This window comes from Nocardia sp. NPDC051750, from assembly GCF_044453135.1.
Classification (GTDB): domain Bacteria; phylum Actinomycetota; class Actinomycetes; order Mycobacteriales; family Mycobacteriaceae; genus Nocardia.
In genome coordinates this window covers 1,005,177-1,017,687 of the sequence record NZ_JBITCK010000001.1, presented here as the reverse complement: position 1 = coordinate 1,017,687, position 12,511 = coordinate 1,005,177, and the positions used below count along the sequence as shown (strand labels likewise).

General features: G+C 67.1%; 15 protein-coding genes and 2 tRNA genes. 5 read left to right on the top strand and 12 right to left on the bottom strand.

What is annotated here, in order from left to right; all coding sequences use genetic code 11:
• Positions 1–24: 24 nt before the first annotated feature.
• Together ACIA75_RS04360 and ACIA75_RS04355 are read left to right on the top strand one after the other, a co-directional pair.
• The gene (locus ACIA75_RS04360; RefSeq protein ID WP_397099782.1) at positions 25–648 is read left to right on the top strand and encodes a TetR/AcrR family transcriptional regulator; all 624 of its coding nucleotides are present in this window, start codon (positions 25–27) and stop codon (positions 646–648) included.
• Positions 645–2,099 (top strand): hypothetical protein, encoded by a 1,455-nt coding sequence (locus ACIA75_RS04355; protein WP_397099780.1) that lies wholly within the window; start codon positions 645–647, stop codon positions 2,097–2,099. Before ACIA75_RS04360 ends, ACIA75_RS04355 begins: the two co-directional genes overlap by 4 nt.
• Before the next feature lie 92 nt (positions 2,100–2,191).
• Here ACIA75_RS04355 and ACIA75_RS04350 read toward each other — a convergent pair whose 3' ends face one another.
• On the bottom strand, positions 2,192–2,797 hold the full coding sequence (locus ACIA75_RS04350; RefSeq protein ID WP_397099778.1) for a TetR/AcrR family transcriptional regulator: 606 nt from the start codon (positions 2,795–2,797) through the stop codon (positions 2,192–2,194).
• 199 nt (positions 2,798–2,996) lie between these two features.
• On the opposite strand from ACIA75_RS04350, the gene ACIA75_RS04345 reads away from it, so the two are divergent.
• Positions 2,997–3,800: a ferredoxin reductase gene (locus ACIA75_RS04345; RefSeq protein WP_397099776.1), complete on the top strand. Its 804-nt coding sequence runs from the start codon at positions 2,997–2,999 to the stop codon at positions 3,798–3,800.
• Positions 3,801–3,857: 57 nt separating this feature from the next.
• Here the strand turns inward: ACIA75_RS04345 and ACIA75_RS04340 are convergent, their stop codons facing one another.
• The 4 genes from ACIA75_RS04340 to ACIA75_RS04325 all read right to left on the bottom strand — a co-directional run bounded on the left by ACIA75_RS04340 (position 3,858) and on the right by ACIA75_RS04325 (position 5,822).
• Positions 3,858–4,568: a hypothetical protein gene (locus ACIA75_RS04340; protein ID WP_397099774.1), complete on the bottom strand. Its 711-nt coding sequence runs from the start codon at positions 4,566–4,568 to the stop codon at positions 3,858–3,860.
• 94 nt (positions 4,569–4,662) lie between these two features.
• Positions 4,663–4,750 (bottom strand) — tRNA-Ser (locus ACIA75_RS04335).
• A gap of 69 nt (positions 4,751–4,819) precedes the next feature.
• The gene (locus tag ACIA75_RS04330) at positions 4,820–5,254 is read right to left on the bottom strand and encodes a nucleoside deaminase (RefSeq protein WP_397100917.1); all 435 of its coding nucleotides are present in this window, start codon (positions 5,252–5,254) and stop codon (positions 4,820–4,822) included.
• Between the two features lie 28 nt (positions 5,255–5,282).
• Positions 5,283–5,822 carry a tRNA adenosine deaminase-associated protein gene (locus ACIA75_RS04325; protein WP_397099772.1) on the bottom strand — a complete coding sequence of 180 codons (540 nt, stop codon included), beginning with the start codon at positions 5,820–5,822 and terminating at the stop codon, positions 5,283–5,285.
• 58 nt (positions 5,823–5,880) lie between these two features.
• On the opposite strand from ACIA75_RS04325, the gene ACIA75_RS04320 reads away from it, so the two are divergent.
• Positions 5,881–6,849 (top strand): prephenate dehydrogenase, encoded by a 969-nt coding sequence (locus ACIA75_RS04320; protein ID WP_397099770.1) that lies wholly within the window; start codon positions 5,881–5,883, stop codon positions 6,847–6,849.
• 101 nt (positions 6,850–6,950) lie between these two features.
• On the opposite strand, the gene ACIA75_RS04315 is transcribed toward ACIA75_RS04320, so the two are convergent.
• The 7 genes from ACIA75_RS04315 to ACIA75_RS04285 all read right to left on the bottom strand — a co-directional run bounded on the left by ACIA75_RS04315 (position 6,951) and on the right by ACIA75_RS04285 (position 11,392).
• Positions 6,951–7,565 (bottom strand): putative glycolipid-binding domain-containing protein, encoded by a 615-nt coding sequence (locus tag ACIA75_RS04315; RefSeq protein ID WP_397099768.1) that lies wholly within the window; start codon positions 7,563–7,565, stop codon positions 6,951–6,953.
• 149 nt (positions 7,566–7,714) lie between these two features.
• On the bottom strand, positions 7,715–7,969 hold the full coding sequence (locus ACIA75_RS04310; RefSeq protein WP_397099766.1) for a hypothetical protein: 255 nt from the start codon (positions 7,967–7,969) through the stop codon (positions 7,715–7,717).
• A gap of 335 nt (positions 7,970–8,304) precedes the next feature.
• Positions 8,305–8,811: a hypothetical protein gene (locus ACIA75_RS04305; RefSeq protein WP_397099764.1), complete on the bottom strand. Its 507-nt coding sequence runs from the start codon at positions 8,809–8,811 to the stop codon at positions 8,305–8,307.
• 1 nt (position 8,812) lies between these two features.
• On the bottom strand, positions 8,813–9,538 hold the full coding sequence (locus ACIA75_RS04300) for a WXG100 family type VII secretion target (protein WP_397099762.1): 726 nt from the start codon (positions 9,536–9,538) through the stop codon (positions 8,813–8,815).
• Positions 9,538–9,864: a type VII secretion target gene (locus ACIA75_RS04295; protein ID WP_397099760.1), complete on the bottom strand. Its 327-nt coding sequence runs from the start codon at positions 9,862–9,864 to the stop codon at positions 9,538–9,540. The genes ACIA75_RS04300 and ACIA75_RS04295 overlap by 1 nt, the downstream gene beginning before the upstream one ends.
• Before the next feature lie 185 nt (positions 9,865–10,049).
• Positions 10,050–10,137: transfer RNA gene (locus ACIA75_RS04290), tRNA-Ser, on the bottom strand.
• 79 nt (positions 10,138–10,216) lie between these two features.
• On the bottom strand, positions 10,217–11,392 hold the full coding sequence (locus ACIA75_RS04285; RefSeq protein WP_397099758.1) for a lactate 2-monooxygenase: 1,176 nt from the start codon (positions 11,390–11,392) through the stop codon (positions 10,217–10,219).
• Between the two features lie 111 nt (positions 11,393–11,503).
• Between ACIA75_RS04285 and ACIA75_RS04280 the strand changes: the two genes are divergently transcribed.
• Entirely contained in the window at positions 11,504–12,505 is a 1,002-nt protein-coding gene (locus tag ACIA75_RS04280; RefSeq protein WP_397099756.1) for an NAD(P)H-quinone oxidoreductase, read from the top strand.
• Positions 12,506–12,511: the final 6 nt, after the last annotated feature.

The following is a 12,511-nucleotide window of genomic DNA, read 5'->3' as shown; positions in this document are numbered from 1 at the left end:
CGTAGCCGTAGCTATGCTGACGGCATGGCCACCGAAGCTGATCAACCGGGACGCCGCCGTTCGCTCGAGGATGTACTCGAAGCCTGCCGGGCGGCGGTGATAGCCGAAGTCACCGAAAAGGGGCTGGGCCGCCTTGCGATCGAGGGGGTGGCCCGGCGGGCCGGGGTGGCGAAGACCTCGATCTATCGGCATTGGCCGACGGTCGAGGATTTGCTGCTCGATGCCCTCGCCCATGCCCACCCGGTGGAGCAGGTCGCTGTCGAGGGAGGTGGGTTGCGGTCGGATCTGCTGGTTTCCATAGGACAGTTGGCCGGGTGGCTCGGCGCTCCTACCGCGCCTGCCGTCGCGGCGATACTCGCGGAGCGGCAGCGCCGGCCGGACCTCGTCGAAGCTCTCTACACCCGGGTTTTCGACAGCCACGGCCGCCGCTTCACCCGCACCGTCATCGAGCACTACGCCGAGCGCGGTGATATCGATCCCCGCCTGGTCACCCCTGTTGTCGTCGATATCGGCGAAGCGCTGGTGATCAAACACCAACTCGACACCGGGCAGCTACCCGACGCCGAAACACGCGCCGCAATCGTGGATCAGGCAATCCTGCCTGCGCTCGGCCGGCCGCGCATTCCCGAGGAAGGAACCACCACATGACGACCATCGAGCCCCCACCCGCCGCCGTGCAGGTGAACTGGGCGGAGCCGACGGGGACATCCCGGACCACGCTCACGACGCATCTGTGGACCGCCCCGCCGCTGCGTCGTGGATCCCCGATCCACGACAAAGCGTTCGACGCCCTGCGTGAACTGCGCGCCGATCTTGCGCGCTTTCTGCCCTGGTACAGCCAACCCCGGGTCGCGGTCCCCGAGCTCATCCCGCCGACCGCCGATTCCACCTCATGGAATTTCGACCTGCTCGACCCCTTCGTCGAGGACTTCGTCGAAGCCGCCGAGGGCCGGCCCGTCGTGGCGAACTTCGCGACCATCCCGACTTGGATGTTCGTCACGCCCGAACCCGTAGAGGTGTCCGACGACCCCGACGAAATCCATTGGGACTACGAACAAGGCACCGAATTGCGTGACCCGACCTTCCGGGAGGTCGCCGACTACTTCTACCGGCTTGCGAGCTGGTACATCGCCGGCGGTTTCACCGACGAGCTGGGCCGATGGCACGAATCGGGTCATCGCTACCGCTTCGCCTACTGGGAAGTGCTCTGCGAGCCCGATATAGGCCACCGGCTGCCGCCCGCGACCTACACCGCGCTCTACGACGCCGTGGTCGCACGACTGGCTCCGCTGGACCCCGAGATGAAATTCATCGGGCTGTCCTTGAGCCACATCCACCACGAGCCGGAGTACTTCTGGCATTTCCTCGACCCGGCCAACCACGCCGCAGGAATCCCGATCGACGCGTTCTCGTACCACTTCTACGCCCAACCCGAGATCGTCAACCCCTTCTCCGCGGTAGGCAACGCACCGAGCGACCACTGGCGCAATCTCTTCTTCTCCCAGGCCGACGCGTTCCTCGATCAGGTCCGGTTCATCGACTCCATCCGCAAGCGCCTGGCCCCCGGAACGGCCACCTTCATCAACGAGTTGGGTTCCTACCCAGCCGATGTCATGAACCCGGATCCCGATATCCCGGACACCTACTGGGCGCTGAGTGCCTCGCTCCAGTCCTATCTCTGGTCGAACCTCACCGCACTCGGCATCGACCTGGTCGGCATCGCCGAATTCATGGACTATCCCGGCATGATTCCCGGGGTCAGTCTCATCGACTGGGAGACGGGCGCACCCAATGCCCGGTATCACGCACTCGCTCTGCTGCTACGCAACTTCGGCAAGGGAGACGCACTGGTGACCACCACCACCGGAGCCCCCGGTTACCCCGACCCGCGGCTCCACGCCCAAGCATTCCTGACCGCCACCGGCGACCGAAAACTTCTCCTCGTCAACAAAACCGCCTACCCCGTCGCGGTCGCGCTACCCGACGACCACGGAAAGCCCGAACTCGAACAGGTCGCCGCCGCCGCGGGACACACGAACGTTTGCAGCGATGGCGTCGCCCAGCTCGATGCCTACGCCACTGCGGTCGTCTCCTATTGAGGCAACACGCCGTTCCCGTCGAGACCGGGGCTCGTGAATGACGTGCGATAACACTCGTTGCGGCCCCGGCACATCCCTCGAACCACGCGGTCTCAACCGGTGACCATGGGAACGACGTAGGTGCGGGCGAATTCGTCGAGTTGCTCGTCGGAGTCCAGGGGCACCAGGCCCGTGGGGCAGAGGATGAACGAGTGGACCAGGCGGCACACCAGTTCGGCGCGAGTGAGGAGGTCGGCGGGCTCGACGAGGAGGCCGGAGTCCGCGGCGCGGCACAGGGCGGTGTGCGTGGCGGCGACCGACATCGCGAATACCGGGGCACCCTCGGTGGTCAGTTTCTCCAGGAGACGTTCCGGTTCGACGACCAGCATGCGGTTGACCAGGGCGTGTTCCCGCCAGCGGGTGATCACCGTGACGAAGATGTCGGCAATCAGGTCGTCCAGGCGTTCGTGGCGGGTGGAGATCGCGTCGACCTCGGTGAGGACCGCGGCGACCTCGCGGCTCACCACCGCCTGGACCACATCGTCTCGGGAGCCGACGCGGCGGTATATGGTGACCCGGTCGACCCCGGCTTGGCGGGCGATGTCCTCGATGGTGGTCTTCTTGACACCGAACTCGCCGAATCTGATCAACGCCGCGTCCAGAATGCGGGCTTCGATACCATCCTGCAGCCCAGGGGACGATGTGTACGCGGCGGACATGAGATAACGCTAGCAAGTGCTCGCTCGGCACAGACACCTATCGGTCAGTACCAAACACCATCTGGCAGACGCAATATTGCAACATTGCCATTAATTATGTTGCCATGTACATTCGGCAAATGGTGCAGACCAGCCAAGCATCCGCTTGTTTTCCTCTGGTATGGCGTCCCGCGATCCGACTACTACCCGGGATCTGCTGATGGGTACCCAGGTGCCGGCTCGCGGCTTCCAGATGTTCGGTGCGGCGGTGGACGTATGCCGTTCGATCTTCGTCACGCACCGGCCCGCATCGGTGTTACCGCGATCGAAGATGCTCTGGCACAACGGTTTCAATCGCCGGCTCGTCGTCGCCGCGATCCAGCGCGAAGCGGTCGATGTGGTCGCGGTGATCCTGGTCGACCCCGACGGCGATCCGCTACCGGCCTGGCTGCCCGGCGCCCATCTCGACGTATTCCTTCCCTCTGGACGGCAACGCCAATATTCGTTGTGCGGGGATCCGCGCGACAGGTCGGCCTACCGGATCGCCGTCCGGCTCATGCCGCACGGTAAAGGCGGGTCGATCGAAATCCACGAGAACCTGCGCAGCGGAGACCTTCTCCGGGTCCACGGACCCCGCCACACCTACCCCTTCCTCGATGCCGGCGAATACTTCTTCGTCGCCGGCGGAATGGGAATCACCGCGCTCCTGCCCATGGTGCGGGCGGCCGGCCCACGCGGCACGCTGATCTACACCGGTCGATCCGCGGATTCGATGCCGTTCCTCGACCAAGTGCCCGGCGCCGTGATCCGGCCCGATGACGAGTTCGGCGCACCCGAAATGGCAGATCTTCTCGCCTATGCGAATCCAGGCGCGGCCGTCTATGTCTGCGGACCCCCGCTGATGCTGGACGCGGCGATCCGCGCCCTACCGCGCGTGAACCCGACATGTTCGCTGCACCTGGAACGCAGTCCTGGGGCCCGCACGGCCGCGCCGCATACAGCGACGGTCCACCCGGCCCCCTGATTTCGGCGGCACGGCGTACGTCGGCTGCGTCCACAGTCGTCCATACGACCACCCGGGCTAACGCGTGAGTGCCCGGCTGATCTCGGCCAATTCCGCATATTTCGATGTCCCGGCGTCGTCGCGGAATCGGGTATTCGGGCCGACATCACACGTCCACACGCCCGCGTCATCCACCGTCCAGGTCTCGTCACCGCAGAACTCTCGCTCCGTCAGCAGCGCTACCGCCTGTCGCTCGGGGTCGGTGGCGCCCTGTTCACGCAACGCGCTCGCCACGATCTCGGCGGCATCAACCGGCCGGTCCGCATCCGCCAGCATCGGCAGCAGCGCCAGCAGCCGCGCCCCGGGCCGCTGGATCCCATCGGTTCCGGCCGGCGTGGCGGCATCGACGAGCTCCGCCCAGCGCAACCCACCGTAGGTGCCCTCCATCTCCGCCGCGCCCAGCACGATCGTCCGCTCCTGACCAGCGGGACGGAGCAGGTACCGCACCGAATACTCGTACTCTTCGCCCGGCGTCAGCGTGTATGTCTCGTACACGATGAAGATCTCGTGCTCCCCGGCGAGTGGGATGCGCAACACCGGCCAGCGCGTGGGACGGGTGAGCCGCTCGTCGCGCATCCGGAGAAACTCCTGGTAGGGCACACCGAAGAATTCGTACGCGTCGAGGACCGTCCCACACAGGTGGTATGACCAGAATGCGGGGTCATCGGTCAACGCGGTCGCGTTGTACAACTCGGCGCCGGGGTCCGGCTCATACGCGGGAATATGCACGCTGCCATCTTGACCCGAAAACACAACACGGACGACCGGAGGTGTAGCACCAAAGGAAAGGCCCCTCATCTGCCGGAGCAGTGAGGGGCCGAAGCGGTGGCGGAGGGATTTGAACCCTCGGAGGGGGGTTACCCCTCACACGCTTTCGAGGCGTGCTCCTTAGGCCGCTCGGACACGCCACCGCCCGACACATTACCGGACCAGCCCCCGATCCCCGAAATCGGGCGTCGACCTGCGCATCCGTACCCGGGTCAGCGCTGGGAGCGGAAGAAGTCGTCCAGGATCGCCGCGCACTCCGGCTCGAGAATTCCGCCGCGAACCTGCGGGCGGTGGTTGAGGCGGCGGTCGCGGACCACATCCCACAGCGAACCGACCGCACCCGTCTTCGGCTCCCACGCGCCGAACAGCAGCCGGTCCACCCGGGCCGCGACCAGGGCGCCGGCGCACATCGTGCACGGTTCGAGAGTCACCGCCAGGGTGGTTCCGGTGAGGCGCCAGCCGTCGCCGTGCACCTCCGCGGCGCGACGCAGGGCCAAGACCTCGGCGTGGGCCGTGGGGTCGCCGGTGGCTTCCCGCGCGTTGGCCGCACGGGCCAGCTCCTGGCCCATGCTGTCGAACACCACCGCGCCGACCGGGACGTCCCGCGGGTCGGCGGTGCGGGCGGCGGCCAGCGCCGCCCGCACCATCTCGGTATCGGAGAGCGGGCCGCTCACCTCAGCGGGGCAGTTTGTCGAGTACCGCGGAGAATTCCGAGGCGAAACCGAGCCGCTCGGCGATCATCGCAAGCTGCTCGTCGGGGTAGAGGTCGGTTTCCGCGAGGATCACACTGAACACCGGTTCGGGCAGACCCAGGTCCGCCAGGATGCCGAGGTCACCCTCCTCCCACGGTTCCGTATCGTCCAGATCGTCCGGATCGATATCGGGGATCTCGATATGCAGTTCCTCCAGGACATCGGCCGCGATGTCGTAGTCGATCGCCGCGGTCGCGTCCGATACCAGAAGCCGGGTTCCGCTGGGGGCGGGCCGGACCACGATGAAGAACTCGTCATCGACGTCCAGGAGTCCGAAAACCGCCCCGGCGGAACGAAGTGCTTTGAGCTCGTTCTCCGCGGCGGACAGTGTGGTGAGCGCGGCCGGTGTCAGCGGACTGCATTTCCATGTACCGTCTTCCCGGACAACGGCCACCGCGAACCCTTCGACGTCGTCGTAATCGTCCGACGTCGCCCTGTTCGTGCCCGAGCGCTGTGCTGCCATGGGCGCAACGGTAGTCGGCCCGGGGCGGTTAGATGAACTCGTATGCGAATCTGTTCCGGTGACTGCTGATGACCATAGGTCGCTCTGTGTTCTCGGGACAGGTTTGATCGGCGGATCGCTGCTGCGTGCGGTGTCCGCGGCCGGATATACCGCGTGGGGATACAACCGGTCGGCCCCGGGCGTGGCGGCCGCCCAGAACGCCGGTTTCGACGTGACCGGCGACCTCGCCGCGGCACTCGAGCGCGCCGCCGAGACCGATGCGCTGATCGTGGTGGCGGTGCCGATGCCGGCAGTGAACCCGATGCTGGACGCCATCTCGCAGTACGCGCCGCGCTGCCCGCTGACCGATGTGGTGAGTGTGAAATCGCCGGTGGCGGTCGCGGTGCGCCGGTATGGCCTGGAAGAACGCTATGTGGGCGGGCACCCGATGGCAGGCACCGCCGAATCGGGCTGGCAGGCAACCGATCCCGACCTGTTCCGCGGTGCCGCCTGGGCGGTGGGGGTGGACCCCGGCACCGATCCAGAGGCCTGGACACGGATCACTCGTCTCGCCCTTGACTGCGGATCGGTGGTGGTCCCGGTGATCGCCTCGGAGCACGACCGCGCCGTGGCCCGGATATCGCACCTGCCGCATGTACTGGCCGAGGCACTGGCGGTGGCCGGGGCGCGGGGCGGGGACCTCGCACTGGGGCTGGCGGCGGGGTCGTTCCGCGACGGCACCCGGGTCGCCGGAACCGCACCCGACCTGGTGCGCGCAATCTGCGAACCGAACTCCGACGCCCTGCTGGCGGTACTGGACGAAACGCTCACCGCGCTGACCGAGGCGCGGGAGGCACTGAGCGCGCACACCTCCCTCGACGAACTCACCGCCGCCGGGCACGCGGCCCGGGAGCGTTACGAGTCCGCGCAGCGCTGGGAGATCACCGGTATCGAGCCGGGTGCGCCGGGCTGGCTGGAGAAATTGCAGGAAGCGGGGCGCGCCGGTGGGGTGATCACCGGCCTCGATAACGAGCCGGGCCCGGGGTAACCGGTCCGGATTCGTTCGGCCAGGCCCGGGTAGGCGAGGACTCCGCAACCGGCCACGCCCGATCCGGGCCGTGCGACCGGATCCGGAATCGCTGCCCCGGCTCAGATCCGTGCGGCCAGCCCCGGGTAATCGAGGACGAAGCCGTCGGGGTCGACGGTGAGTGTCGCACTGGACACCGGTGAGAGCACGCTGATCCCGTCACCGGCGCTGCTGTAGGTGAGATCGGCTTCCTGCACCGTCAGGTCGGGCAGACCTACGTAGACCACGGGGACCTGCACATCCTCCATCGCGTGCTGCAGACCGAAACGACGGATGGGCAGCGTGTTGAAGAACGGACTGAGCACCACATCGGCGTCCAGCGCACCACCGAACGCCGAACGGACGTGGGCGCCGGTCGCGTCCACCAGCCAGTAATTCTCTTCGTCGCGGGCGATCGAGGCGTGCCGCTCCCCGGCCGCGGTCGTACTGCGCAGCGATAACCGGGTGGTCGCCCCGTTCTCGTCGGTGACCAGATCGTAGGAGGCACTGAACGCCGGATGTTCGCCGCAACCGCCACCGATGATGCGCCCGCTCGCCCGGATACGGTTGCCGTTGAGCGTTACCCGGACCGATTCCATCCGCGAGCCGTCGTGAGAGCGCCAGGTCAGCACAGCGGGCCACCGCGCCGGCTCCGGCACGGCGTCCGGACCAGGGGTTCCGTCGCTCGTTTCTGTCACGTGTCCACCGTACGCAACCGCCCGGCCGACGCAGCTGAAGATTCCGGCCGTGCCGGGCAAGGCCACCGCATTACTCCCGGTTCGAAGGCCATCGGTTCCGACGGGCCACCGCAGTCTCCGGACCCCGTCGAGCCAGGTACCAGCGGTCGTCAGCGCGACCCGGCACGCCGCTGATCGATAGCCGTGGCGAAGTCCGGGTGTGCCGACACGATCAAGTGATCGGTGGCGTCCGACAACCAGACGTCCGCGAAGTAGCCGGACCTCGTCCACGCAACCACGGCAACAGCCAGCGCGACAGGAAAACATCCCGGCACGGCCGCGAGACCCAGCGGCACATAGAGCTGTTCGATCCCGAGAACGATCGCGGCCGCCAGTGCCGCGCCCGTGAGCACGACCGCCAGCATCGCTAGCAATGCAATTCGCCGGAACCGCCTGACTTCACGCATGCAGAGCTCACAGGTTGGGCACTCGAACCGGAGGCGTGCCTGGACCCCGTAATTTCGCCGAGGCTGTGTGGGCAGCCTGAAGGACCTCAGGAACACCCGCATGGTCGGCAGCTCCGAACCCGGCAGTCCCATGGAGTTCACAACGAAAGACCGGCTTCCGACGGAAGGCAGCCCGTGCTCACTGCATACATCGGGCAATGCCTCGACCAGGATCAGCTCCAGCGGAGCGTGGGAGACAGCCGACACCCGGTCCGCGTCCACCGCTGTCTCGAACAGCACCTTCGGCCGTCCGGTCACTGCAGCCACCCGTTCTTCCGACGCTCGCTGAAGTAGAGATCGTCCTCGTCGGGTTCGTCGGGTGTGACGACTTGGTCCTTGTAGGACTTCCGTCGCACCGAGGGCGCGGCCGTGACCGGGGGAGGCGGCAGTTGCGGCGCAACCGGAGGTGCTGGTGTCGGCGGCGGCTCGACCGGCCGGAACGGCGAGAACAGCCCCGGCGGCTGATCACGGAGTTGGTCGAGCTCGGCTCGCCCCTGCGCGGCGAGCCGCTGTCGCTCGTCCTCCGGCATATCTGCGAACTGCTGCATTGCCGCGGGCATGGTCTGATCGAGGACCACATTGAACGCGTCACTGCGCATCAATTCCCGGGCACTGCCCTGTCCGTCCAGGATGGCGCGGATCTGGTTCTTCAACTGCGGATCCGCCGTCCCGGCCAGGATGACCCGGAGGGCCTTCGAGAGTTGGCGCGATACCGCGACGTCGCCCCGCGCGAGATCATGTATCGGCTCCGGTGAACTCACATCACGCTCCGGGGTGGTCGTAAGTCTGCTGGGGCAGCGCGGTCAGGTCGGCGGATTGGATGGCACCTGCACCTGCGTAGACCAGCCCGGCTATGCCTTCCAGGCCGATATAGATCGATGAGAACGCCGCCACGATAAGACCGAATTCCTCGATGACTTTGAGGGTGGTCAACGTAGCGGCCGCGACCAGTGCCGCCGTCGCGACAGCCCCGACGCCCGTGGCCGCGGAAATCTTCACCGCGGCCCATTCGATAATGGCGACGGCCGCCAGATCCAAGAGGGTCTGCACCGAATCGCCGATCGTCTTGGCACCGTAGTACGCCGCGTTCGCCAAGTTCTTGATCTCGTCGGCGATGGTGTTCAGCGAATCGACCTGCGCCGCGACGGCGGTGGACAACTCCGAGAAGTAGGTCTGAGCGCTGATCGCTGCGTTGCCGTCCCAGGTGGTATCCACGGCCTTGGCCGCATTCCCGATCTCGTCCGAAAAACCCGAACTGTAGGCGGCAAGATTCTCAACGGCCTTACCCGCTTTCTGAAGGGCCTCCCAGTCGCCGGAGATCTTCTGCGCGAACCACTCCACCGGATCGACACCGAGCACGTTCTTGCTCCAAGTGCACGCCCAATAGGTCGGTGAGATCTCGTTGGCGGTGACGAGGAACTCGAACTTGTCGTTCATCGGATCTTCGAGCGCGGGCTCGACCAGCTTCTCAGCGGGCGCGCCGGCCATTATTTGCCCCCCGGATAGGTGCGATCCAATGCCGCGGCGTTCGTTTTGTCCGTGGTCCGGTACATCTGCGCCACGGCCGTCAGTTCGGTCGCAGCGGCCTCGGCCAATCTGCCCAGCGCCTCATAATTCGGTCTGAGCTTGTGGTGTGCCTCACTGACGGCACCGAGACCGACGCGGATCAGCCCACCGTCGCCCCACACAGTGTTGTCGACCTTCAGCCACTTATCGATGTACGCGATGGCATTTGCGTTTTCGTCCGCCAGCTTCTTCAAACTCGCCGCGAACTTGTCGACCTCATCAGGATTGACCTCGAGCTCTTCGGCCATCGGAACCCCTCCCTTCCACGGCTCCCACACCGCGCTTTGCGTCGGTATACCCTGACACATCCGGGTATACCGGGCAATCGGTCGTTCGACGGTCCCGACCGCCGTGGCCCCAGCAAGTCATGCTGAGCAACCCCCGCAGCGGTCGACCGCAGCTGGCCATCGGGCCAGCCCCTAGCTGCGATTTCTGGCGGAGACGGAGGGATTTGAACCCCCGGTCGCTCTCACGACTCTCGCTTTCAAGGCGAGTGCATTCGGCCGCTCTGCCACGTCTCCAGGGCCTTGATGTTAACCGATCCCCCCGGCCGCGCCCGAAATCCGGCCGTCGGCCACCGGCGGACCGGCGGCCTCGGCGTCAGCGCGGGACGGCGAGCAGGTCGCGGGTTATTCCGGCGAGGTCGGCGCAGCCGGAAAGACCCATGGCCGAGTCGAAATCGGCGAGCAGCAGGCGCAGGGCGTGGCGCACACCGGGCGCCCCGGCGATGCCGAGGGCGTAGGCCCAGGGGCGGCCGTAGCAGACAGCTTTGGCGCCGAGGGCCAGCGCGGTCAGGACATCGGAGCCGGTGCGGATACCGGAGTCGAACAGCACATCGGCGCGGTCGCCGACCGCGGAGACGATCGGGCCCAGGGCGTCGAGGGCGGCGATGGAGTTGTCGACCTGGCGGCCGCCGTGGTTGCTCACCAGCACGCCGTCGGCGCCGGCGTCGACCACGAGGCGGGCGTCGTCGGGGTGCAGAATCCCCTTCACCGCGATCGGCAGATCCGTCCATTCCCGCAATTTGGCGAGGTCGGCGGGCCGCAGCATGTGGTTGCCGAACAGGCCGACCCAGGTGAGGATCGCCACCTGCATGGCCTCCGTGCTCTCCTCCGGCGCGGCGGGGAGCTTGGCACGGAAAACCGGGTCGGAGAGGTAGTTCGCGATGCCCTTGCCCAGCAGGAAGGGCAGATGGGCGAGTTCCAGGTCGCGGGGGCGCCAGCCCAGCGCTGGGGTATCGACGGTGACCACGATCGCCTGCGCGCCCGCCCGCTCCGCGCGCCGGACGAACGATTCCGCCAGCTCGTCGTCGGCCGGCCAGTACAGCTGATACCACCAGTCCCCGGCCACCTCGCCGACTTCTTCGATGGTGGCCGACGAGGCGGTGGACAGGATGGTGCCGACCGCGAGTTCCTTCGCCACCCGAGCTACCTCTACCTCGCCTTTCTCGTGGAGTAACTCCAGCACCCCGACCGGCGCCGTGAGCACGGGAGCGGCGAGCTTGGTCCCCAGCACCTCGACCGAGGTGTCGCGGGCACCGGGCCCACTGGTACCGCGGAGCATGCGCGGAATCAGGCGGTGCCGCTCGAACGCCGACCGGTTGGCCACAGCAGTGCGTTCGCTGGAGGCGCTACCGGCCACGTAGGCGAAGGCGCGCGCGTCGAGCAACTCCCGGGCCCGGTCCTCGAAACCGTCCGCGGTCATCGGCAGTTCGGGCACCGCCCCACCCATGCCCTGCAGGTAGATCTCGTTCTGGAAGTCGATGAAGCTGCTCACCGCGCTCACGCTAGCCCTGCCGGGCGTGTCCATGGGGCATATCCCCTGGGCCGGACTCGCCCATACCCCGCGCCGGGGGCTCCGCGGTGATTTGTGTTGCAGTATGGACCGGTGCGCGCGATCAACTTGAACGGTTTCGGTGGCCCCGAGGTGATGGAGTGGTCGGACGCTCCCGACCCGGTACCGGGCCACGGCGAAGTGCTGATCGAGGTGGCGGCGGCCGGGGTGAACCGGGCCGATCTGCTGCAGCGGCGTGGCTTCTACGCCCCGCCGGACGGAACGACGCCGATCCCTGGGCTGGAATGTTCCGGTGTCATCGCGCAGATCGGCGACGGCGTGCGCGACTGGTCGGTGGGCGACCGGGTGTGCGCGCTGCTCTCCGGTGGTGGATATGCCGAGAAGGTCGTGGTGCCGGCCGGCCAGGTGCTGCCGGTGCCGGACGGCCTGGATCTGGCGGCGGCGGCCGGACTACCCGAGGTGGCCGCAACGGTCTGGTCGAACCTGGTGATGACCGCCGGCCTGCACTCGGGCCAGTTGCTGCTCATCCACGGCGGGGGCAGCGGTATCGGCACACACGCGATCCAGGTCGCGGTGCAGCTGGGTGCCCGGGTCGCGGTGACGGCGGGGTCGGCCCCCAAACTCGCGCGCTGCGCGGAACTCGGGGCGAGCGTGCTGATCAATTACCGGGAACACGATTTCGTGGACCTGGTCCGCGCCGAACACGGTCTGGGCGGTCCGGGCGCCGATATCATCCTCGACAACATGGGCGCCGCCTACCTGGGCCGCAATATCGACGCGCTGGCGCAGGACGGTCAGATAGTGGTGATCGGTATGCAGGGCGGGGTGAGCGCAGAACTGAACCTGGCCGCGCTGATGGCCAAACGAGGCACGGTCCGCGCGATCAAACTGCGGGACCGCCCGGCCACCGGACGCGGCAGCAAAGCCGACATCATCACCGAGGTACGGACCCATGTCTGGCCGCTGCTCGAGAAAGGTGCGATCGCGCCGGTCATCCATGCCGAGGTGCCCGTTGCCGAGGCGGGCCGGGCGCACGAAATGCTCGACGAGCACGAGACCTTCGGCAAGGTGATCCTGCAGATCGGGGATTACTGACCCGGC

What these genes read in the sequence shown, in the direction of transcription:
- ACIA75_RS04345 (WP_397099776.1), top strand. Translation starts at nt 2,997, where the DNA reads ATGGGTACCCAGGTGCCGGCTCGCGGCTTCCAGATGTTCGGTGCGGCG.
- ACIA75_RS04360 (WP_397099782.1), top strand. Translation starts at nt 25, where the DNA reads ATGGCCACCGAAGCTGATCAACCGGGACGCCGCCGTTCGCTCGAGGAT.
- ACIA75_RS04350 (WP_397099778.1), bottom strand. Translation starts at nt 2,797, where the DNA reads ATGTCCGCCGCGTACACATCGTCCCCTGGGCTGCAGGATGGTATCGAA.
- ACIA75_RS04310 (WP_397099766.1), bottom strand. Translation starts at nt 7,969, where the DNA reads ATGCTGGCGGTCGTGCTCACGGGCGCGGCACTGGCGGCCGCGATCGTT.
- ACIA75_RS04300 (WP_397099762.1), bottom strand. Translation starts at nt 9,538, where the DNA reads ATGGCCGGCGCGCCCGCTGAGAAGCTGGTCGAGCCCGCGCTCGAAGAT.
- ACIA75_RS04325 (WP_397099772.1), bottom strand. Translation starts at nt 5,822, where the DNA reads ATGGCAGCACAGCGCTCGGGCACGAACAGGGCGACGTCGGACGATTAC.
- ACIA75_RS04330 (WP_397100917.1), bottom strand. Translation starts at nt 5,254, where the DNA reads ATGGTGCGGGCGGCGCTGGCCGCCGCCCGCACCGCCGACCCGCGGGAC.
- ACIA75_RS04355 (WP_397099780.1), top strand. Translation starts at nt 645, where the DNA reads ATGACGACCATCGAGCCCCCACCCGCCGCCGTGCAGGTGAACTGGGCG.
- ACIA75_RS04295 (WP_397099760.1), bottom strand. Translation starts at nt 9,864, where the DNA reads ATGGCCGAAGAGCTCGAGGTCAATCCTGATGAGGTCGACAAGTTCGCG.